Source organism: Pseudomonas sp. K2I15 (assembly GCF_002204795.1).
GTDB lineage: Bacteria > Pseudomonadota > Gammaproteobacteria > Pseudomonadales > Pseudomonadaceae > Aquipseudomonas.
In genome coordinates this window covers 42,622-62,364 of sequence record NZ_NIXO01000033.1, presented here as the reverse complement: position 1 = coordinate 62,364, position 19,743 = coordinate 42,622, and the positions used below count along the sequence as shown (strand labels likewise).

Here is a 19,743-nt window from a genome sequence, read left to right as displayed (position 1 = left end):
GTTATTGTTTTTCAAACGCGCTCAATGGCCAACGCCAGGCCTTGGCCAACGCCAACGCACATGGTCGCCAGGCCTTTGCTGCCGCCGGTTTTTTCCAGCTGATGCAAAGCGGTCAGTACCAGGCGCGCACCGCTCATGCCCAGCGGATGGCCGAGGGCAATGGCGCCGCCGTTCGGGTTGACCTGCGGTGCGTCGTCGGCAATGCCCAGTTCGCGCAGCACGGCCAGGCCTTGGCTGGCGAAGGCTTCGTTGAGTTCGATCACATCAAAGTCGGTGACCGCCAGGCCCAGGCGCTCCACCAGTTTGCGCACCGCCGGCACCGGGCCGATGCCCATCACGCGCGGCGCCACACCGGCACTGGCCATGCCCAGCACGCGAGCGCGGGCGGTCAGGCCGTGTTTTTTGACGGCTTCAGCAGAGGCCAGGATCAGCGCGGCAGCACCGTCGTTGACGCCGGACGCGTTGCCCGCAGTGACGGTTTTGTCTGGGCCGTTGACCGGCTTGAGTTTGGTCAGGGCTTCCAGGGTGGTATCGGCGCGCGGGTGTTCATCGTGCTCGACCACGGTTTCGCCTTTTTTATGGGCGACACGCACCGGCACGATTTCTTCGGCGAAGAAGCCGGCGGCTTGTGCGGCAGCGGTACGTTGCTGGCTGCGCAGGGCGAAGGCGTCCTGATCGGCGCGGGAAACTTTATAGTCATCGGCCACGTTGTCGGCGGTTTGCGGCATCGGGTCGACGCCGTATTGGGCCTTCATCAACGGGTTGATAAAACGCCAGCCGATGGTGGTGTCTTCCAGCTTCATGTTGCGCGAGAACGCCGCATCCGCCTTGCCCATTACGAACGGTGCGCGGGACATCGACTCGACGCCACCGGCAATCGCCAGCTCCATTTCGCCGCTGGCGATGGCGCGGAAGGCCGTGCCGATCGCGTCCATGCCCGACGCGCACAGGCGGTTCAGGGTGACGCCGGGAATGCTTTCCGGCAGGCCGGCCAGCAGCGCCGCCATACGCGCCACGTTACGGTTGTCTTCGCCGGCCTGGTTGGCGCAGCCGAGGAACACTTCGTCGACCGCGTTCCAGTCCACCGACGGGTTGCGCTCCATCAAGGCCTTGATCGGCAGTGCCGCCAGGTCATCGGCACGTACGGTGGACAAGCCACCGCCAAAACGGCCGATGGGGGTACGAATGGCGTCACAGATAAATACGTCGCGCATCAGGCTTCTCCGGGGGCTTGGCCGTGGGCGGCAGCGGTGCGCGCTTCAAGGTCGCGCAGGGCGGTAAGTTCGATTTCGGTCGGTTCGGCACTGGTGGTCAGTTGGTCGGCAAAACGAATCGCCCAACCGGTGGCGGCCACCACTTGCTCACGGGTCACGCCGGGGTGCAGCGCGGTGACGACAAACTCGTGGCTGCCCTCCTCCGGTTCCATGATGCACAGGTCGGTAATAATCCCTACGGGACCGGCGCCTGGCAGCCCCAGGCGTTTACGCGAGTCGCCGCCTTCGCCGTGGCCAACCGAGGTGATGAAATCCAGCTTGTCGACAAACGAGCGGGCCGACTGCTTGAGGATGATCAGCACGCTCTTGGCGGAACCGGCGATCTCCGGCGCGCCACCGGCACCCGGCAGGCGCACTTTGGGGTGGTGATAATCACCGACCACGGTGGTGTTGATGTTGCCGAAACGGTCGACCTGGGCCGCACCGAGGAAGCCGACGTCAATGCGCCCGCCCTGCAGCCAGTAGCGAAAAATCTCACCGGTCGGTACTACGGTGTCAGCGGTTTCCGCCAGCTCGCCGTCACCGATGGACAGCGGCAGCACCGACGGCTTGGCGCCAATCGGGCCGGACTCGTAGATCAGCACCACGTCGGGCGACGACGTCAGGCGCGCCAGGTTGGCGGCCTTGGAGGGCAGGCCGATGCCGACGAAGCACACCGAACCATTCTTCAGGCGGCGCGCGGCGGCGACAGTCATCATTTCGTTGGTCGAGTAAGCCATTACTTGGCCTCCTGCGCGGTGGCCAGCTTGGCCTGGAATTCACTGAAATTGGCGGTACCGTGGATGTATTCGTTGATCCACGCGGTAAACGTCTCACGGTCTCGGGCGATCGGGTCCCAGGCCTGGTAGAAGCGGTTGTCACGCTCGGTATAACCGAGGGCGTAGGACGGATGCGCGCCGCCTGGCACGTGGCACACCGCGGTCAGGGCCCAGGTCGGCAGTACGCAGGCGTTCATCGGGGCGTTGAGGTCGTCGACGATTTCTTCGACAGTGACGATGCAGCGCTTGGCCGCCAGGGCCGCCTCCTTTTGCACACCGAGAATGCCCCACAGCAGCACGTTGCCCTTGCGGTCAGCCTTTTGTGCGTGGATCACGGTGATGTCCGGGCGCACCGACGGCACGGCCGCCAGCACTTCGCCAGTGAAGGGACAGGTCACGGTCTTGATCAGCGGGTTGACCTTGGGCAGGTCGGAGCCGGCGTAGGCGCGCAGCACCGCGAATGGCAGGCCGGATGCACCGGCGACGTAGGCATTGGCCAGGTCGGCGTGGCTGTGTTCTTCGATCTCCAGCGGTTGCGGCCATTGTTTTTCAACCGCATCCCGCAGGCGATGCAGGGAACCCACACCCGGGTTGCCGCCCCAGGAGAAAATCAGCTTGCGTGCACAGCCGGCGCCGATCAACTGGTCGTAGATCAGGTCGGGCGTCATGCGCACCAGCGTCAGGTCTTTCTTGCCCTGACGAATGATTTCATGACCTGCCGCCGTAGGGATCAGGTGAGTAAAGCCTTCGAGTGCAACGGTGTCGCCGTCATTCACGAACTGCTTCACGGCCTCGGCCAGGGAAAGGATTTCAGCCATGGGGTTGGGCTCCCGGTATGGATCGAAAAAGGCGCTGGAGGCAGCGCCGAAGTGTTTGAAGATTAAGCCGAGGGTTGAGGCCAAACAATCCGATAATCGACTGAGCGTTCGATTATCGAACATATTGTTATCTTGCTATCGGTCGGTTTACGTCGCATCCGCATGGCTGACCAGGCCCTTGATCACCACCGCCGTGGCGGCCAATGCTGCCGGAATCACCAGCGCCGTCAGCACTTGTTCGAAGTTCCAGCCCAGGCCCAGCAAGGTCGCGCCCATCCATGCGCCGAGGATCGCGCCAAAACGACCGATGCCGAGCATCCACGACACGCCGGTGGCGCGGCCTTGAGTCGGGTAGAAACGTGCGGCCAAAGACGGCATCGCCGACTGCGCACCGTTGACGCACATGCCAGCGATCAGCACCAGGGTTGCCAGCAGCGTGATATTGCCCAGGCTCTGCCCCACTGCGTAGGCAAACACCCCGGCCAGCAGGTAGAAGATGCCGATGACCTTGTGGGGATTGAACCGGTCCATCGCCCAACCCACGCCGACCGCGCTCAGTACGCCGCCAAACTGGAACAACGCGCCGATAAACGCGGCCTGTTCCATGCTGGCGCCGCTGTCGCGCATCAGGGTCGGCAGCCAACTGGTCAGCAGGTAAACAATCACCAGGCCCATGAAATAGGTCAGCCACAACAGCAAGGTGCCGGCGCTGTAGGTGCCGGAGAAGATCACCGCGAACACGTTGCGTGCCTTGACGGTTTTTTGCTCGGGCACGCTGAAGCTTGAGGCCTGGGCGACGATGCTTGGTTCGATCGGCGCGAGGGTCTTGCGCACCTTGTCGGTACCGCGGTTGCGCACCACCAGGTAACGCGCCGACTCCGGCAGCCAGAACAGCAACACCACCGCGAGGATCAACGGCAAGATGCCGCCGATCATCAGCAAGCTGTGCCAGCCGAAGGCCGGGATCAACTTGGCCGAAATAAACCCGCCACCGGCCATGCCCAGGTTGAAGCCGCAGAACATACTGGTCACCAGCAACGACTTATGGCGTTCCGGGGTGTATTCGGAGAGCAGCGTCGTGGCGTTTGGCATGCCGGCGCCCAGGCCCAGTCCGGTCAGGAAGCGCAGGATCAGCAGTTGATCAACGTTGCTGCTGTAGGCCGAAGCCAGGCTGAAGGCACCAAACACCAGCACCGCCCCCACCAGCACTACTTTGCGCCCGAAGCGGTCGGCCAGCGGGCCGGAGCCCAGGGCGCCAAAGACCATGCCGATCAACGCGGCACTCATCACCGGGCCGAGGCTGGCGCGGTCAATGCCCCAGTCCTGGGACAGCGCCGGGGCGATAAAGCCCATGGCGGCGGTGTCGAGGCCGTCGAGGAAAACGATGAGAAAACACAGGATCACCACCCGCCACTGATACCGCGACAGCGGCTGGGCGTTGATGAAGGACTGAACGTCCAGGCAGGTACCGACAGCAGGTGAAGGCTGATTCATTATTTTTATTTCCACACCGATGGGCGGGCGAACGACGTTGAGTCGTCATTATTATTGGGGCGACGCAGAGCGCTGCCGCACATTAATAAGCCTGGGGAAACACCGTCAATTCATCCAGCCGGGATCTGTGCGGTCACCGAACAGCTTACGCAAACAGCTGGGCACTCAGCTCCTGGCTGGCGCTGAGCATGCTCGGCAGGAAACGCTGCTCCAGCTCGCTGCGGCTGACCCGCCCGGCATGGGTGCTGACGTTCAGCGCGGCCAACACCTGGCCAGAAGCGTCGTACACCGGCACGGCGATGGAGCGCAGGCCCTGCTCGAGTTCCTGGTCGACGATGCACCAGCCCTGCTGCCGCACTTCCTGCAGGCATTCGAGCAAGGCTTGCGGGGTGGTGAGGGTGCGGCTGGTCTTGGTTTGCAGGTCGGCGTGGTCGAGGTAGTCCTGCAGCGAGGCGTCATCGAGTGCCGCCAGCAGGATACGGCCCATAGAGGTGCAATAGGCCGGCAGACGGCCGCCCACCGACAGGTCGACGGAAATCAGGCGCTGGGTGGTGGCGGAGCGGGCGATGTAGAGGATGTCATCACCTTCCAGGGTCGCCATGTTGCAGGCTTCGTGGAGTTGCTCGCTCATGCGGTCCAGGTACGGCTGGGCCGAAACGGCCAGGGGCGTGGAGGACAAGTACGCGTGGCCGAGGGTCAGCACCTTGGGCAGCAGCGAATAGGTGCGGCCGTCGGTGGTGGCGTAGCCGAGTTTGATCAGGGTGTGCAGGCAACGGCGCACGGCGGCGCGAGGGATTTCCGTGCGGTGGCTGATCTGGGCGATGGTCAGGTGGCGCTTGCGCTCCTGGAACGCCTGCACCACGGCCAGGCCACGGGCCAGGGAAGTCATGAAGTCCGGATCACCGGTAAACGCCTGGATGCGCTTGGCCGGCGAAGCAACGATCGGCGGCGCCACTGATGCGAAGGAGTTGCGCAATTGATCGTTCATTTGGGGTCCTTTCTCTTATTTTTAACCGCTGCGGGAGGGGTGACCGATATTACAAGCCGCCGTGCAATTGATACACAAGGCAGGACAGTCAACATTGGGCGATTATCGGACGATCATTCGATTATCGCAATTTTTCACCGCCGGCCGGTGTTGGATCCAAACTGCCACCCGCTTGACCGGTATCTCAATCGACTTTCAGAATCGACTGATGTACGAAAGAACTTAAGATTTATTTACCGCCTGTAGAACACCGCATCATTTATGACGCCAATAGTTCAGCAAGTACCTCACATGCCCGCGTAACAAAACCCTCACACAAAGTTGACGATTTTTAACTTGATGGCGATAGTGTTATTCAAATGCATCGCTATAATGCATCCTGTGTAGAGGCGTGCCTCGTCTAGCCCCCGAGGACGAACCTCACCCAGCCATGCACCGGCTTTGTGCAAGTGCATGCTGCGCCGCAAGTACCTGACACTCATTTCAAATGCCTGCCAACTGCTTGTGGCTGTGAACAAGAAACTGTTGCTACGACAGCTGTTCTTCTCCGGTATCGTGGCCGCGTGCAATAAAGAAGTGGTTTTTCCTGTATACCTACACACGCTGATCTTTAGGATTGTCGGTATACCGGGTCGACTTCCCGGCATCGCGCTTCACCGGAATCAAACTCAACTCAATTAGGTAACAATGTGACGAAAGACGAACTGCGCGCGGAACTTGAGCGCCAGGAACAACGTTACAAGGATGTTTACGGCGGGGAAGTCACCACCTACGCCGCCCAGCCAGAACCTGAACGCAAGCCATGGCGCAAACGAGCCAGTCTGCTCGACCAGGCTTTTGCCCAGGAAATCCAAAAGATTGAACAGGACCTCAAAGCCGAAGAGCCATAAGCGATTCGGGTTGAGCTTCCAAGTGCCATCTCTCTGCCAGTACCGCGCTGGCGGAGGGAAGCCCCTTCATGGCGTCTTACCGAAATTTCATACAATTGTTTCAGATATTCCCTTTCGGCGGTTTAATCCGCAAATTTTCACTACATCCTTTATAAATCAAACACTTGCCAAAGCCCCGAAAACGCCGGGATGCGCCCATACCCCCCATTTTTTTTCGTTGAAGAATGTTACCGATGAGCAGCTAGTGCATTGATTACCGATGTTTTCTGGCATAATCGCGCCCCCTTACGACCGGGTCAGAAAACCTTCATGATCGATTTATTCAGCGGACTGGATGCTTGGGTTCTAGTGAGCCTGTTGCTCGCCCTGGCCTTTGTCCTCGCCTTCGAGTTCATCAATGGCTTTCATGACACCGCTAACGCGGTTGCCACAGTCATCTATACCAAAGCCATGCCTCCGCATCTGGCCGTGTTCTTCTCCGGGGTGTTCAACTTCCTCGGCGTGTTGCTCGGTGGGGTCGGTGTTGCGTATGCCATCGTGCACTTGCTGCCGGTGGAGCTGCTGATCAATGTGAACACCGGCCACGGTCTGGCCATGGTCTTCTCATTATTGGCAGCGGCGATCACCTGGAACCTCGGCACCTGGTATTTCGGGATCCCGGCGTCCAGCTCCCACACCCTGATCGGTTCGATCCTCGGTGTGGGCCTGGCCAACGCCCTGATCAACGACATCCCCCTGGCTGACGGCGTCAACTGGCAGAAAGCGATCGATATCGGCGCCTCGCTGGTGTTCTCGCCGATGGCCGGTTTCGTGGTGGCAGCCTTGGTGCTGCTGGGCCTGAAATGGTGGCGCCCGCTGTCGAAGATGCACAAGACGCCGGACCAGCGCCGCAAAGTCGACGACAAGAAGCACCCGCCGTTCTGGAACCGCCTGGTACTGGTAATTTCGGCGATGGCCGTGAGCTTTGTGCACGGTTCCAACGATGGTCAGAAGGGTATTGGCCTGATCATGCTGGTGTTGATTGGTATTGTGCCGGCGCAGTTTGTATTGGACCTGGGCAGCACCACTTACCAGATCGAGCGCACCCGCGACGCCACGCTGCACTTGAATCAGTTCTACCAGCGTAATCACGAGACGCTGGGTGAGTTCCTTGCCTTGGGCAAGAGTGTGAAAGACGATTTGCCGGGCAAGTTCCAGTGCAATCCGCAGCAGACTGAACCGACTATCAACGCCCTGCTGGATACGTTGAAGGGTGTGTCTGACTACCATTCGTTGACCGCTGAGCACCGGATTGAAGTGCGTCGTTATCTGTTATGCCTGGATGACACGGCGAAGAAGGTGGGCAAGTTGCCTGGCCTGGAAGCGCGTGAGAAGTCGGACCTGGATAAGTTGCGCAAGGATCTGACGGCTACCACCGAATATGCGCCGTTCTGGGTAATCCTGGCGGTAGCACTGGCCTTGGGCCTGGGCACTATGGTGGGCTGGAAGCGTGTGGTGTTGACCATTGGTGAGAAGATCGGCAAGCAAGGGATGACGTATGCCCAGGGCATGTCGGCGCAGATCACCACGGCCAGCATGATTGGTTTGGCTAACATCTTTAGCCTGCCGGTTTCTACAACCCATGTGTTGTCTTCGGGTGTGGCCGGGACCATGGTGGCGAACAAGAGTGGGCTGCAAGGTGGCACCGTTAAGACCATTTTGATGGCTTGGGTGTTGACGCTGCCGGCGACTGTGGGCCTTTCGGCTGGGTTGTTCTGGTTGGCTTCCAAGGCTTTGGGTAGCTGACAGCTCTGATGATTGTGAAGAAGGTGCGACCTGTGAGGGTTGCGCCTTTTTTTATGGCTGGATGATTGTGTGTATATCCGTTATTTGGGTTGGGGCTGATATTGGTTCCGCTCTTACAGCGGCTCACTTTTGAACAGCCGAAATGCCGGCCCAGTCAAAAGTAAGCAAAACGCTCTTGCCCCACCACTCGGCACCTCGCTTAGGCTCGGTGTGCCCTCTCCCCGGTATTACTACGCGGGCCGCCGCGCAGTACTACCTTCGTTCGGCCAGCGTGGTTTAACGGGGCGCCTAAGATCAAGATCAACAGCAGATCAAGAACACAGCGGCCTACCGGCCGGCTTGAGTGTGGTGAAGCAAAATCAAAAGCGAACGCGGGCACGGTCCAAATGTGGGAGCGGGCTTGCTCGCGAAGGTCGTTAACGATGACGCTGGCGTCCTGAATGAACGCGGCGCCCTCAGGTTTTTCGCGAGCAAGCCCGCTCCCACATAAAAGCAGCTCTGCTTTTGATCTTGATCTACGGGGCCCGTCAACCACGATGGCCGCAAGTAGGCACGGTGGAGCGGCGACCCGCTTCGCGGTGCCTTCGTTCCGGCATGCCGAGCCTAAGCGAGGCACCGAGTGGTGGGGCAAAGCGTTTTTTGGTTACTTTTTTAGGCGTTTGTAAAAAAGTGACTCGCTGTAAGAACGAAACCATAAGTGGCCGTTACCTAAATAATGGATATACCCCCACATCCCGCCACTAAACCCAAAACAAAAAAAAGGCGACCGAAGTCGCCCAAAATGCCTTGCGTGCTCATGTACCCCGGAAAGACCTAAGGCCTCTTACGCTTATTAGCGTCTTTCCAGATAAAAATTCCAAACCCAACAAAGAACATCACCATGAGGCCAACCGTCAGCACTCCGGCAAACACCACATTATCGAAAAACATGACCGGCCTCCTGCACTTGCCCTGTTGCGATAGGGCTAAGTTAACCAAGAAGACGAAACAAGAAATTGACGAGGATCAATGTCGCCCGCGAAGGAGCGTAAAGAAGGGAAATAACTGACCTGCATCAATCGATGCAGGCTATATCAACGCTTTTTCGGTTTATTTTTCGGCTTTTTCTTGGCCTTGCCCAACGGCATTGCCTGCTCAAACGCCTGGCGCACTTCATTCAGTCGCTTGTCATTCAGGTCATGCACACGTTTGGCCCGCTCGGCATTCAGGTCTATCAGCTTGTCATCGTCACTCATGGCTTGGCTTACGTAATGGCTTGGATGCCCCAATAATGCGTCCTGCGCCAATCCCGCGTAAACAAAATCGATGTCATCCCGCGTATTTGCCCGCAAAATCCCCCCATCCCACCCCTCACACAGAGCGTTCGACGTGGCACTGCACAAGGACCTTCCCCCACTTCTGGCCCTGCGCGCCTTTGAGGCCGTGGCCCGGCATTTGAGCTTTATCAAGGCCGCCGCCGAGTTGTCGGTAACTCAGAGTGCCCTCAGCCATCAAGTGCAAAAGCTCGAACAACATTTGGGTAAGCCTCTCTTTATCCGACGCACCCGTGCCATCGATCTGACCGAAGACGGCCAACACTACTACGATCAAATCCGCCCCGCCCTCGACGCCATCGCCGCCGCTACCCGCCAACAACAAACGCCGCCCACCACCAGCGTGCTGCGAATCGGCTTGCTCGCCTCGTTCGCCACCTTGTGGCTGGCACCGCGCCTGGCCGGGTTTCTCGGCCGCTATCCGCACATCCAGGTGGAGTTGGTGCCAGCGATTCAACTGGCAGATGTCGCCGCCGCCGAGGTGGACCTGGCGATTCGATACGGCAAGGGCGACTGGGCTGACGTGCAGGCAACACGCCTGATGAACGAAACCCTTTCACCGGTGTGCAGCCCAACGTTCAAGGCCAGCCAGCTGGAAAACGGCCCGCTGTTGATGGCAACCTCGCACCGCCCCTTCGAGTGGACCGACTGGTCCCGGCATTATCAGGTGGATGTGGAGCACTACCCCAAGGCCCTGCTGCACGACTACAACATCGTGGTCGAGGCCGCTGTCGCCGGCCAGGGCATCGCCATGGGTCGTCACCGCTTGATCGAACGCAGGCTAAAGGAAGGTACCTTGGTACAGGCCTTCGACTGGCCGCCCTACCAAAGCGAGATCGGCTATTGGCTGATCGCCCCGCAAGGCGATACCAGCGAGGCGGCCGCGTGTTTCAGTGAATGGCTACGGGAAGCGTGCGCAGACGCATGAGTTATTTCGATACGTTGGGTTAGATCTATCCGTTTGTCGGCCAAAACCACCCCGCCCATGCTGAAGACTCTTCCCAAGAGGATTCACCATGAGCCACTCCATCTCCCAACGCGTACAAGCCCTGGGCCTGAGCCTGCCGACACCCAGCCAGCCAATCGCCAACTACGTCAATTACGTGATCAGCCATAACCAACTGTTCATCTCCGGCCAAATCCCGCTGCTGGACGGCAAACCGGCTTACATCGGCCGGCTCGGCGAATCCATCAGTGAAGACGAAGGCGCCAAGGCCGCCGAACTCGCGGCACTGGGCCTGCTGGCGCAATTGAGCGATGCCCTGGGCGATGACTTGTCACGGCTGGTGCGCATCATTCGGTTGGGCGTTTTTATCGCCAGCAGCGGTGATTTCCAGCGTCAGGGCGCAGTCGCCAATGGTGCCTCGAACCTGCTGGTCAACGCCCTCGGCGACAAAGGCCGCCATGCCCGCACTGCCGTGGGTGTCTCCAGTTTGCCGGGCGGCGTGGCAGTGGAAATCGATGCGATTTTCGAGCTGCAGCCGTGACCGTGCTGTCCCTGACGCAAGTGCGGGAACTGCGGGACGAAACGCCGGGCTGCCAGTCCGGCATCGTCCACTTCAACCACGCCGGTGCATCCCTGCCCAGCCAGGGGACGCTCGACGCGATCATTGACCAGTTGCAACGCGAAGCCCGCGACGGCCCGATGGAGGCCGGCAAGCACGGTGCGCTGTTGGCGGAGAAGGCCCGTCGCGCCGCCGCGCAATTGCTCAACGCGCCAGTGTCCTCGATTGCCTTTGCCAGCAGTGGCTCGACCGCCTGGAGCATGGCGTTCCAGGCGTTGGGCCCGTGGCAACCGGGCGATCGCATTCTGGTGGGCCGCCACGAATGGGGCGGCAACCTGGCGAGCATGCAGACAGCAGTGCAAGCCGGCGCGCGTGTGGAGGTGATCCCTTGCGATGAAACCGGCGCGGTGTCCGTCGCTGGCCTGGAAGCCATGCTGGACGCCCGGGTGCGGTTGATCGACCTGACCTGGCTCCCCGCCAACAGCGGTTTGATCAACCCCGCCGAGGCCATCGGCCAGTTGGCCAGGCGTCACGGCATCGCCTATTTCATCGACGCAGGCCAAGCCATCGGCCAGGTGCCGGTGGATGTGCAAGCGCTGGGGTGCGATGTGCTCAAGGGCGCCGGGCGCAAGCATCTGCGAGGCCCGCGCGGGACCGCCTTGCTCTATGTGCAGCCGGATTTTCTCGACCGTTTGAATCCGGCCCAGCGTGATGTGTTTTCTGCGCCCTGGAGCCCTGCGGGCTTTGATTTGCGCAACGACGCGCGGCGCTTTGAAACCAGCGAAGTGTCATTCGCATTGTTGGCAGGCCTGGGCAATGCGCTGCTGGAGATCAATCGATTGGGGGTTGAGCGGATCCGTCAGACGGTCCAGCTTCTAAGCCAGACCCTGCGCGAAGCACTGCGCGGGATCGACGGGATTACCTTGCATGATTTGGGAACTGCTGGAAGCCAGTCCGGCCTGATCGCCTTCAACCTGGCCGGCTGGGACGCCTTTGAGCTCAAGCGGCGCCTGGGGCTCAAGCGGATCAACATCGGTGCCAACGGCGTGCCGTACACCCCGCTGGACATGCAGGCTCGCGAGCTGGAAAGCGTGGCGCGAATCTCCGTGAGCTACCTCAATACGGCGCAAGACATCGAGCAACTGATAGCCGCCCTGCGCGAACTGCGGGACTAAACCTCGACGTCCACCCACAAGCCTTGCCGTGGCGCATCCTCAATCAATGGCACCACCGGCACGGTGTTGTCGGCGTTGAGTTCGTCACCGGGAACGGCCAGGTGCTCCTGCGGGTCTTCATCGGCTTCGCGGCGGCGCTTTTGCTGTTCCTGCTGGCGCTGCTGTTCTTCGCGCAGCAACAGGGTCGCCTGCTCCGAATCGCCCTTTTTCAAGTCGATGGTGCTTTCGTTGGAGCCTGCCTGAACCGGAACAACGGGCGGAATATCCGGTTTCTGGCGCACCGGATCGAGTTGCGACGTGACCGGCACAACACTCAAGGGCAGCATGGGTGGAATCATAATTATCAGTCTCCTGTCAGCAGGCTGTCGGCTGGCGCGGCGCCCACTTGAGCCTTCGTTTGCCAACGTGTGACTCAGTCGTCAGTCGCAAGTGCCTTGCCATCGGTCGATTGCAGCCCGAACCACCCGTAAAGCTTGGTAGTTTTTGTCAGAGTCCTTTGGCTGGGGCCCTTGTTCCGTTAAGATAGTCGGCTTTTTCACGGCGGGAGTCAGGCAGCATGGCGCAGCAGTATCAACCGGGGCAACGCTGGATTAGTGACAGCGAAGCAGAGCTGGGGTTAGGCACCGTTCTGGCACAGGACGGCCGCTTGTTGACCGTGCTCTATCCGGCCACTGGCGACACCCGCCAGTATGCGCTACGGAATGCGCCCCTCACTCGCGTGAGGTTTTCGCCGGGTGACACCATCACCCATTTCGAAGGCTGGAAGATGACCGTGCAAGAGGTCGACGACGTCGACGGCCTGCTGGTCTACCACGGCCTCAATGGGCAGAACGAGCAGGTCACCCTGCCAGAAACCCAACTGTCGAACTTCATCCAGTTCCGCCTGGCCAGCGACCGTCTGTTCGCCGGCCAGATCGACCCGCTGGCCTGGTTCTCGCTGCGCTACCACACCCTGGAACACACCAGTCGCCAATTGCAGTCTGCGCTTTGGGGCCTGGGTGGCGTGCGTGCGCAACCGATCGCGCATCAACTGCACATCGCCCGTGAAGTCGCAGACCGCATCGCGCCGCGAGTTCTGCTGGCCGACGAAGTGGGCCTGGGCAAGACCATCGAAGCTGGCCTTGTGATCCATCGCCAACTGTTGTCGGGGCGCGCCAATCGCGTGCTGATCCTGGTGCCGGAAAACCTCCAGCACCAATGGCTGGTGGAAATGCGCCGCCGCTTCAACCTGCAAGTTGCGCTGTTCGACGAAGAACGCTTTATCGAAAGCGATGCCGCCAACCCGTTCGAAGACACCCAGCTTGCGCTGGTGGCCCTGGAGTGGCTGGTGGACGACGAGAAAGCCCAGGACGCGCTGTTTGCCGCCGGCTGGGATTTGCTGGTGGTCGACGAAGCTCACCACCTGGTCTGGCATGAAGAGAAAGCCAGCCCCGAGTACACGCTGGTCGAGCAACTGGCCGAAGTGATTCCCGGTGTACTGCTGCTCACCGCAACCCCTGAGCAACTGGGCCAGGACAGCCACTTCGCGCGCCTGCGCCTGCTGGACCCTAACCGCTTCCACGACCTGCACGCCTTCCGCGCCGAGAGCGAAAACTATCGTCCGGTGGCCGAAGCCGTTCAGGAGCTGCTGGACAAGGGCCGCCTGTCTCCCGCCGCCCACAAAACTATCCAGGGTTTCCTCGGCAACGAAGGCGAAGCCCTGCTGACCGCCGTCAACGATGGCGACGCCGAAGCCAGCGCCCGCCTGGTGCGCGAACTGCTGGACCGCCACGGCACCGGCCGTGTGCTGTTCCGCAACACCCGCGCCGCCGTGCAAGGCTTCCCGGAGCGCAAGCTGCACGCCTACCCGCTGCCGTGCCCGGACGAATACCTCGAACTGCCCCTGGGCGAACACGCCGAGCTGTACCCGGAAGTCAGCTTCCAGTCGCAGCCGGACGTCGATGAAGAACAACGCTGGTGGCGTTTCGACCCGCGCGTTGAGTGGCTGATCGACCAGCTGAAAATGCTCAAGCGCACCAAGGTATTGGTGATCTGCGCCCACGCCGAAACCGCGATGGACCTGGAAGACGCCCTGCGCGTGCGCTCCGGCATCCCGGCCACGGTGTTCCACGAGGGCATGAACATCCTCGAGCGCGACCGCGCTGCTGCCTACTTTGCGGATGAAGAGTTCGGCGCCCAAGTGCTGATCTGCTCGGAAATCGGCAGTGAAGGCCGCAACTTCCAGTTCTCCCACCACCTGGTGCTGTTCGACCTGCCGTCCCACCCGGACCTGCTGGAACAACGGATCGGCCGTCTGGACCGGATCGGCCAGAAACATGTGATCGAACTGCACGTGCCGTACCTGCAAACCTGTCCCCAAGAGCGACTGTTCCAGTGGTACCACGAAGCGCTGAACGCGTTCCTCAACACCTGCCCCACCGGCAACGCCTTGCAGCACCAGTTCGGCCCGCGCCTGCTGCCGCTGCTCGAAAACGCCGACGACGGCGAGTGGCAAGCGCTGATCGACGAAGCCCGTGCCGAGCGCGAGCGCCTCGAAGCCGAGCTGCACACCGGCCGCGACCGTCTGCTGGAGCTCAACTCCGGCGGCGCTGGCGAAGGTGATGCGCTGGTGGAAGACATCCTTGAGCAAGACGATCAGTTCACCCTGCCGATCTACATGGAAACCCTGTTCGACGCCTTCGGCATCGACAGCGAAGACCATTCGGAAAACGCGCTGATCCTCAAACCCAGCGAAAAAATGCTCGACGCCAGCTTCCCCCTGGGCGACGACGAAGGCGTGACCATCACCTACGATCGCAACCAGGCGCTGTCGCGCGAAGACATGCAGTTCATCACCTGGGAACACCCGATGGTGCAAGGCGGCATGGACCTGGTGCTGTCCGGTTCCATGGGCAACACCGCCGTGGCGCTGATCAAGAACAAGGCGCTGAAGCCCGGCACCGTGTTGCTGGAACTGCTCTACGTCAGCGAAGTGGTTGCCCCGCGCTCGCTGCAATTGGGCCGCTACCTGCCACCGGCCGCGCTGCGTTGCCTGCTGGATGCCAACGGCAATGATTTGTCGGGCCGCGTCTCGTTCCTGACCTTGAACGACCAGCTGGAAAGCGTGCCACGGGCCAGCGCCAACAAGTTCGTGCAAGCCCAGCGCGACCAGCTCACACCACGGATCAACGCCGGTGAAGAGAAGATCGCCCCGCGCCACGCCGAGCGTGTGGCCGAGGCTCAACGTCGCCTGGCGGCGGACACCGACGAAGAACTGGCGCGCCTGACCGCGTTGCAAGCGGTCAACCCGACCGTGCGTGACAGCGAACTGGTTGCCCTGCGCCAACAGCGCGAGCAAGGCCTGGCCATGCTCGACAAGGCGGCGCTGCGACTGGAAGCGATTCGGGTGCTGGTAGCGGGTTGATTACCGCCCTGCCCTGCTGAACAAAAAAGGCCCGCGCAATGCGGGCCTTTTTATGGGTATCGGTAACCTCTGTGGCGAGGGGGCTTGTCCCCCGTTGGAGTGCGCAGCGCTCCCGCTCTTTTGGGGCCGCTACGCAGCCCAACGGGGGACAAGCCCCCTCACCACAGGGATTATGTATTCAAGCAGTCACCGCCCTGGCCGGCACCTCCACCTCCACCAACCCATCCTTCATCCGCTTGGCATCGCGCACAAAACTGCGGGACGCCTGGAACAGAAACAGCATGGTCAGGAACAGCGCCACCGGAATCAGGTACATGGCATCGTGCAACCCAATGGCTTTATAAGCCTCGGTCATCTGCTCCGCACCCGCCGCATACATCGCCGAATGAGCAAAATGATCCGACAACCCACCCACCACAATGGGCCCCATGCCACCGCCCAGCAAATACAAGCCGGCGAAGAATAACGCCATCGCCGTGGCCCGCAGGCGCGGCTCAACCACGTCCTGGATCGCCGTATAAACGCAGGTATAGAAGTTGTAGGCAAACAACCAGCCGACGCTGAACAGCGCCACAAACACACCAATCTCAATCCGGCCGGCATGCAACGCCCAGGCGGTGGTGACGGTGGAGATAATCAAGCTGCAAGCCGCGAACAGCAGCCGACCGTTGGCTACCCGCTGATGGATCTTGTCTGCCACCCAGCCGCCCAATGTCAGGCCAAACAAACCGGTCACGCCGACAATCACCCCCGTCGCCACCGCCGCATCCTGCAACGGCAGCAAAAAATAGCGCTGCAGCATCGGCACCAGGAACGAGTTGCAGGCGTAGGTGGCGAAGTTGAAGCACAAGCCCGCCAGCACCAACCAAAGGAATGTCGGCACCGCGAGCACCCGGCGAATCGGTCGGTCGACTTTCTCCTGGGAGACTTGCACGGTTTCTGCCGCGCCGCGCTTGGGTTCCTTGATATAGAACATGAACACCGCAAGGATCAGCCCCGGTACCGCCGCAATAAAGAACGGCGCGCGCCAGCTGTCGAACGCCTTGACCATCGCACCGATGGTAAAGAACGCCAGCAACAGGCCCAAAGGCAGGCCCAGCATAAAGATCCCCATGGCCCGAGCGCGGCGGTGGGCGGGAAACAGGTCGCCGATCAGCGAGTTGGCCGCCGGCGCATAGCTGGCCTCGCCAATGCCGATGCCCATGCGCACCAGCAAAAAGGTCCAGAAACTGCCCACCAGACCATTCACCGCTGTCAGGCCACTCCACACCGCCAGGCCCCAGCCCATGAGTTTGCTGCGCGAGCCGGTATCGGCCATGCGCCCGAGGGGCAAGCCGGCAATCGCATAAACAAGGGTGAACGCGGTACCGATGATGCCCAGCTGGAAGTCGCTGAGGTGCCACTCCATACGGATCGGTTCGATGATAATGGCGGGGATGGTGCGGTCGAAAAAGTTGAACAGGTTGGCCAGGAACAGGAGGAACAGAATGCGCCAGGCATTCGCCGCTTGGGTCGAGTTCTGCATGGGTCCGTCTCTTTTATTGTTATGTGAGCCGCGATGCCAGACGCATCCTGAGCCCGGAACCTGCAATTTAGTCAGCCCCGTGGTGATTGTCTGTAATGATTCGTAAGTCTGATGTCACTCCATCGGGCGACCCTGGCTGTCATCCCTATTCATTTAGTTCTAGTTGTTTATAAACTGATCGCAAAATAATTAGAAGCAATCTGCCATCAGCCCTTGCAACCTGCTCAGGCTCTCTATACTCAAAGCATTGTCAGACAAAGACTCTGTGACGGGACATGCTATGGAATGGCTTGGTTTGCATTTTTTTACCGACCTTCCGGACAGCGGGCACTTATTACTCAATTGCAGTCATAACCCCTTTCTGGTGCTACTGGCTTACGTGGTGGCGTGTGCAGCGGGCTTCGGCACCCTGGACACGGCCGAGCGAGTTGGCCACGTCGACAACCCCAAGGCTCAACGGCATTGGCGCTGGGTAGGCGCCGGCTGCCTGGCTGGCGGAATCTGGGCGACCCACTTCATCAGCATGCTGGCCTTCCAGGCGCCGATCGCGATTCACTACGAATTGATCATGACGTTCGCCTCGCTGCTGATCGCCCTGATCGCCTCGCTGTTCGCCATGCAAACCCTCAGTCATCCAAGGCTGCGGCTGCACCAATATGTGCTGGCGTCGGTGTGGATGGGCCTGGGTATTGCGCTGATGCACTACGTCGGCATGTCGGCCATGCAATCCGAGGCGGGCGTGTATTTTCAGACCGGGCTGTTCCTGACCTCGGTGGTGATCGCCATCGGCGCCAGCCTGGCGGCGTTGCTGCTGTCGCTGTACCTGCGCAACGGCACCGGCATGTTCCATCAGTTGCTCAAGTACGCGGCCAGTCTGGTGCTCGGCGCCGGCATTATCAGCATGCACTTCACCGGCATGGCGGCCATGCAACTGCTGTTGCCCGAGGACGTCGTACCGTCGGCGTTGGCGGTGGACAACAACCCAGTGCAACTGGGCCTGCTGGTGGCGGTCATCGCCTTGCTGGTGATTGGCAGCAGCATCAGCGCCGCACTGGCGGACAAAAAACTGCAACACAAGGAAACCGACCTGCGCCGGGTCAATGCACTGCTCACAGAGCTGGACCAGGCCCGCGCCTCGCTGCAACAAGTGGCGCATTACGACGCCTTGACCAGCCTGCTGAACCGCCGTGGTTTCAACCAGATCTTCGCCGAGAAGCTCGCGGAAAAAACCGCCACCGACGGTATGCTGGCGGTGATTTTCCTGGACATCGACCACTTCAAGCGTATCAACGACAGCCTCGGCCATGACGCCGGTGACGAACTGCTCACCGTGCTGGCCGGCCATATCAAAAGCTCGGTGCGCAGCCATGACGACGTGGTCGCGCGGTTTGGCGGTGACGAGTTCTGCATCCTGATCAGCATCCATCATCGCGATGAAGCGCGGCACATGGCCCAGCGCATCATGCAGAAAATGAAAGACCCGATCGAACTGGCCGGCCGGCGCATGGTGATGACCACCAGCATCGGCATCAGCCTCTTCCCCGAAGACGGCAAAACCAGCGAAGAACTGCTGAAAACCGCCGACCTGGCGCTGTATCAGTCCAAGGATGCCGGGCGTAACAGCCTGAACTTCTTCAGCTCCAACCTGAAAACCCGGGCCTTCCTGGAGCTGCAACTGGAAGAAGAACTGCGCGCCGCGCTGCGCGGCAAGAACGAACTGGTGCTGTTCTACCAACCGATTCTTGACCTGAAAAAAGGCAAGATCACCCGACTCGAAGCCTTAGTGCGCTGGCAACATCCGCAACATGGATTACTGACGCCGGACCGGTTTATCAGCATTGCCGAAAACAACGGGCTGATTGCCGAGCTCGATCATTGGGTGCTGCGCCAGGCCTGTCACGACCTGAGCCTGCTGTCGGAGCAGGGTCACACTGAACTAGTCATGGCCGTGAATTGCTCGGCCCTGAACCTGACCCGTGACGAGTTGGCCGATGAAATCGAGAACGCCCTGCGCTTCGGCGGGATCGCTGCCAACCGCCTCGAACTGGAAGTGACCGAGAACGCCCTGATGGGCAATATCAGCAGCACGCTGTCGCTGCTGCGGCAAATCCGCGCCCTGGGCGTGTCGCTGTCGATCGACGACTTCGGTACCGGCTATTCGTCCCTCGCCTACCTCAAGCGCCTGCCGCTGAACACCTTGAAAATCGACCGTTCGTTTATTCAGGACATTCCCAAGTCCAACGCCGACATCGAGATCGTGCAGGCCATTATCGGCATGGCCCATACCCTGCACTTGCAGGTGGTGACCGAAGGCGTGGAGACCCTGCAACAGTTTGAAGTGGTGCAAAAACACGGCTGTGATTTCGTTCAGGGCTACCTGCTCAGCGCTGCGGTGCCGATGAGTGATATCAGCGCGGTGATCCATGGCCTGGATCAGCACAACATGTTCAGCCTGCTGGGCCTCACCGGCGGTGACCCCGCGCCTAAAGACCCGCCTTCGGGTCGTACAGGCCCTGCCTCGATCGTGCGGCCAATTCGCTGAATGTGGGAGCGGGCTTGCTCGCGAAACGGGTGGATCAGTCAGCCTATTCGTTGCCTGACACACTGCTTTCGCGAGCAAGCCCGCTCCCACATATTTGGCAAATCGCCATCATTTCATTAAAGAAGCCCGACAAACGGCCGATTCATCAGAGTCCGGCCAGGATTTCCCCTTGAACCACTAGGGTTAAACCCTATCGCCCAGGACCAGGACGCACTGTAAAGTCGCGATCTCTCATTCCGTGATGGCTATTTGATACATCTTCAGCCATCCGTC

At 60.5% G+C, this 19,743-nt stretch carries 16 protein-coding genes; 7 read left to right on the top strand and 9 right to left on the bottom strand.

Translation table 11 applies throughout. The features are described from left to right. Window positions 1-11: 11 nt before the first annotated feature. The 5 genes from pcaF to pcaR all read right to left on the bottom strand — a co-directional run bounded on the left by pcaF (window position 12) and on the right by pcaR (window position 5,332). Window positions 12-1,217: a 3-oxoadipyl-CoA thiolase gene (gene pcaF, locus CEC48_RS19510; protein WP_176438740.1), complete on the bottom strand. Its 1,206-nt coding sequence runs from the start codon at window positions 1,215-1,217 to the stop codon at window positions 12-14. Beyond that, window positions 1,214-1,993: a CoA-transferase subunit beta gene (locus tag CEC48_RS19505; RefSeq protein ID WP_088425225.1), complete on the bottom strand. Its 780-nt coding sequence runs from the start codon at window positions 1,991-1,993 to the stop codon at window positions 1,214-1,216. The genes pcaF and CEC48_RS19505 overlap by 4 nt, the downstream gene beginning before the upstream one ends. Then, window positions 1,993-2,850 (bottom strand): CoA transferase subunit A, encoded by an 858-nt coding sequence (locus CEC48_RS19500; protein ID WP_088425224.1) that lies wholly within the window; start codon window positions 2,848-2,850, stop codon window positions 1,993-1,995. Before CEC48_RS19500 ends, CEC48_RS19505 begins: the two co-directional genes overlap by 1 nt. Before the next feature lie 147 nt (window positions 2,851-2,997). Then, a complete protein-coding gene (locus CEC48_RS19495; RefSeq protein ID WP_088425223.1) occupies window positions 2,998-4,344 on the bottom strand; it encodes an MFS transporter in 1,347 nt (448 codons plus the stop codon). Between the two features lie 145 nt (window positions 4,345-4,489). Then, window positions 4,490-5,332: a pca regulon transcriptional regulator PcaR gene (pcaR, locus tag CEC48_RS19490; RefSeq protein WP_003219833.1), complete on the bottom strand. Its 843-nt coding sequence runs from the start codon at window positions 5,330-5,332 to the stop codon at window positions 4,490-4,492. A 689-nt stretch (window positions 5,333-6,021) separates the two neighbouring features. On the opposite strand from pcaR, the gene CEC48_RS19485 reads away from it, so the two are divergent. Next, complete coding sequence (locus CEC48_RS19485) at window positions 6,022-6,222, top strand: hypothetical protein (RefSeq protein WP_003219834.1); 201 nt, start codon at window positions 6,022-6,024, stop codon at window positions 6,220-6,222. 309 nt (window positions 6,223-6,531) lie between these two features. After that, window positions 6,532-8,007, top strand: a complete 1,476-nt coding sequence (locus tag CEC48_RS19480) for an inorganic phosphate transporter (protein WP_088425222.1) — start codon at window positions 6,532-6,534, stop codon at window positions 8,005-8,007. Between the two features lie 813 nt (window positions 8,008-8,820). Here CEC48_RS19480 and ccoM read toward each other — a convergent pair. Both ccoM and CEC48_RS31610 read right to left on the bottom strand, forming a co-directional pair. Continuing rightward, window positions 8,821-8,937, bottom strand: coding sequence for a cytochrome c oxidase subunit CcoM (gene ccoM, locus CEC48_RS32040; protein WP_003210916.1), 117 nt, complete (start codon window positions 8,935-8,937; stop codon window positions 8,821-8,823). Between the two features lie 143 nt (window positions 8,938-9,080). Continuing rightward, window positions 9,081-9,242 carry a hypothetical protein gene (locus tag CEC48_RS31610; protein WP_003172386.1) on the bottom strand — a complete coding sequence of 54 codons (162 nt, stop codon included), beginning with the start codon at window positions 9,240-9,242 and terminating at the stop codon, window positions 9,081-9,083. 133 nt (window positions 9,243-9,375) lie between these two features. Here CEC48_RS31610 and CEC48_RS19470 point away from each other — a divergent pair, with 133 nt between their 5' ends. From CEC48_RS19470 to CEC48_RS19460, 3 genes are all read left to right on the top strand, one after another. Beyond that, complete coding sequence (locus tag CEC48_RS19470; protein ID WP_088425221.1) at window positions 9,376-10,248, top strand: LysR substrate-binding domain-containing protein; 873 nt, start codon at window positions 9,376-9,378, stop codon at window positions 10,246-10,248. Window positions 10,249-10,336: 88 nt separating this feature from the next. Further along, window positions 10,337-10,807 (top strand): RidA family protein, encoded by a 471-nt coding sequence (locus CEC48_RS19465; protein WP_088425220.1) that lies wholly within the window; start codon window positions 10,337-10,339, stop codon window positions 10,805-10,807. Next, window positions 10,804-12,000 carry an aminotransferase class V-fold PLP-dependent enzyme gene (locus tag CEC48_RS19460; RefSeq protein ID WP_371917772.1) on the top strand — a complete coding sequence of 399 codons (1,197 nt, stop codon included), beginning with the start codon at window positions 10,804-10,806 and terminating at the stop codon, window positions 11,998-12,000. Before CEC48_RS19465 ends, CEC48_RS19460 begins: the two co-directional genes overlap by 4 nt. Here the strand turns inward: CEC48_RS19460 and CEC48_RS19455 are convergent. After that, window positions 11,997-12,338 (bottom strand): aspartate-semialdehyde dehydrogenase, encoded by a 342-nt coding sequence (locus CEC48_RS19455; RefSeq protein ID WP_088425219.1) that lies wholly within the window; start codon window positions 12,336-12,338, stop codon window positions 11,997-11,999. The genes CEC48_RS19460 and CEC48_RS19455 overlap by 4 nt on opposite strands. 218 nt (window positions 12,339-12,556) lie before the next feature. Between CEC48_RS19455 and rapA the strand changes: the two genes are divergently transcribed. Beyond that, complete coding sequence (rapA, locus tag CEC48_RS19450; RefSeq protein WP_088425218.1) at window positions 12,557-15,403, top strand: RNA polymerase-associated protein RapA; 2,847 nt, start codon at window positions 12,557-12,559, stop codon at window positions 15,401-15,403. A 178-nt stretch (window positions 15,404-15,581) separates the two neighbouring features. On the opposite strand, the gene CEC48_RS19445 is transcribed toward rapA, so the two are convergent. Next, on the bottom strand, window positions 15,582-16,928 hold the full coding sequence (locus tag CEC48_RS19445) for an MFS transporter (RefSeq protein WP_088425217.1): 1,347 nt from the start codon (window positions 16,926-16,928) through the stop codon (window positions 15,582-15,584). A 280-nt stretch (window positions 16,929-17,208) separates the two neighbouring features. Between CEC48_RS19445 and CEC48_RS19440 the strand changes: the two genes are divergently transcribed. Further along, window positions 17,209-19,470, top strand: a complete 2,262-nt coding sequence (locus CEC48_RS19440) for a bifunctional diguanylate cyclase/phosphodiesterase (RefSeq protein ID WP_088425216.1) — start codon at window positions 17,209-17,211, stop codon at window positions 19,468-19,470. Window positions 19,471-19,743: the final 273 nt, after the last annotated feature.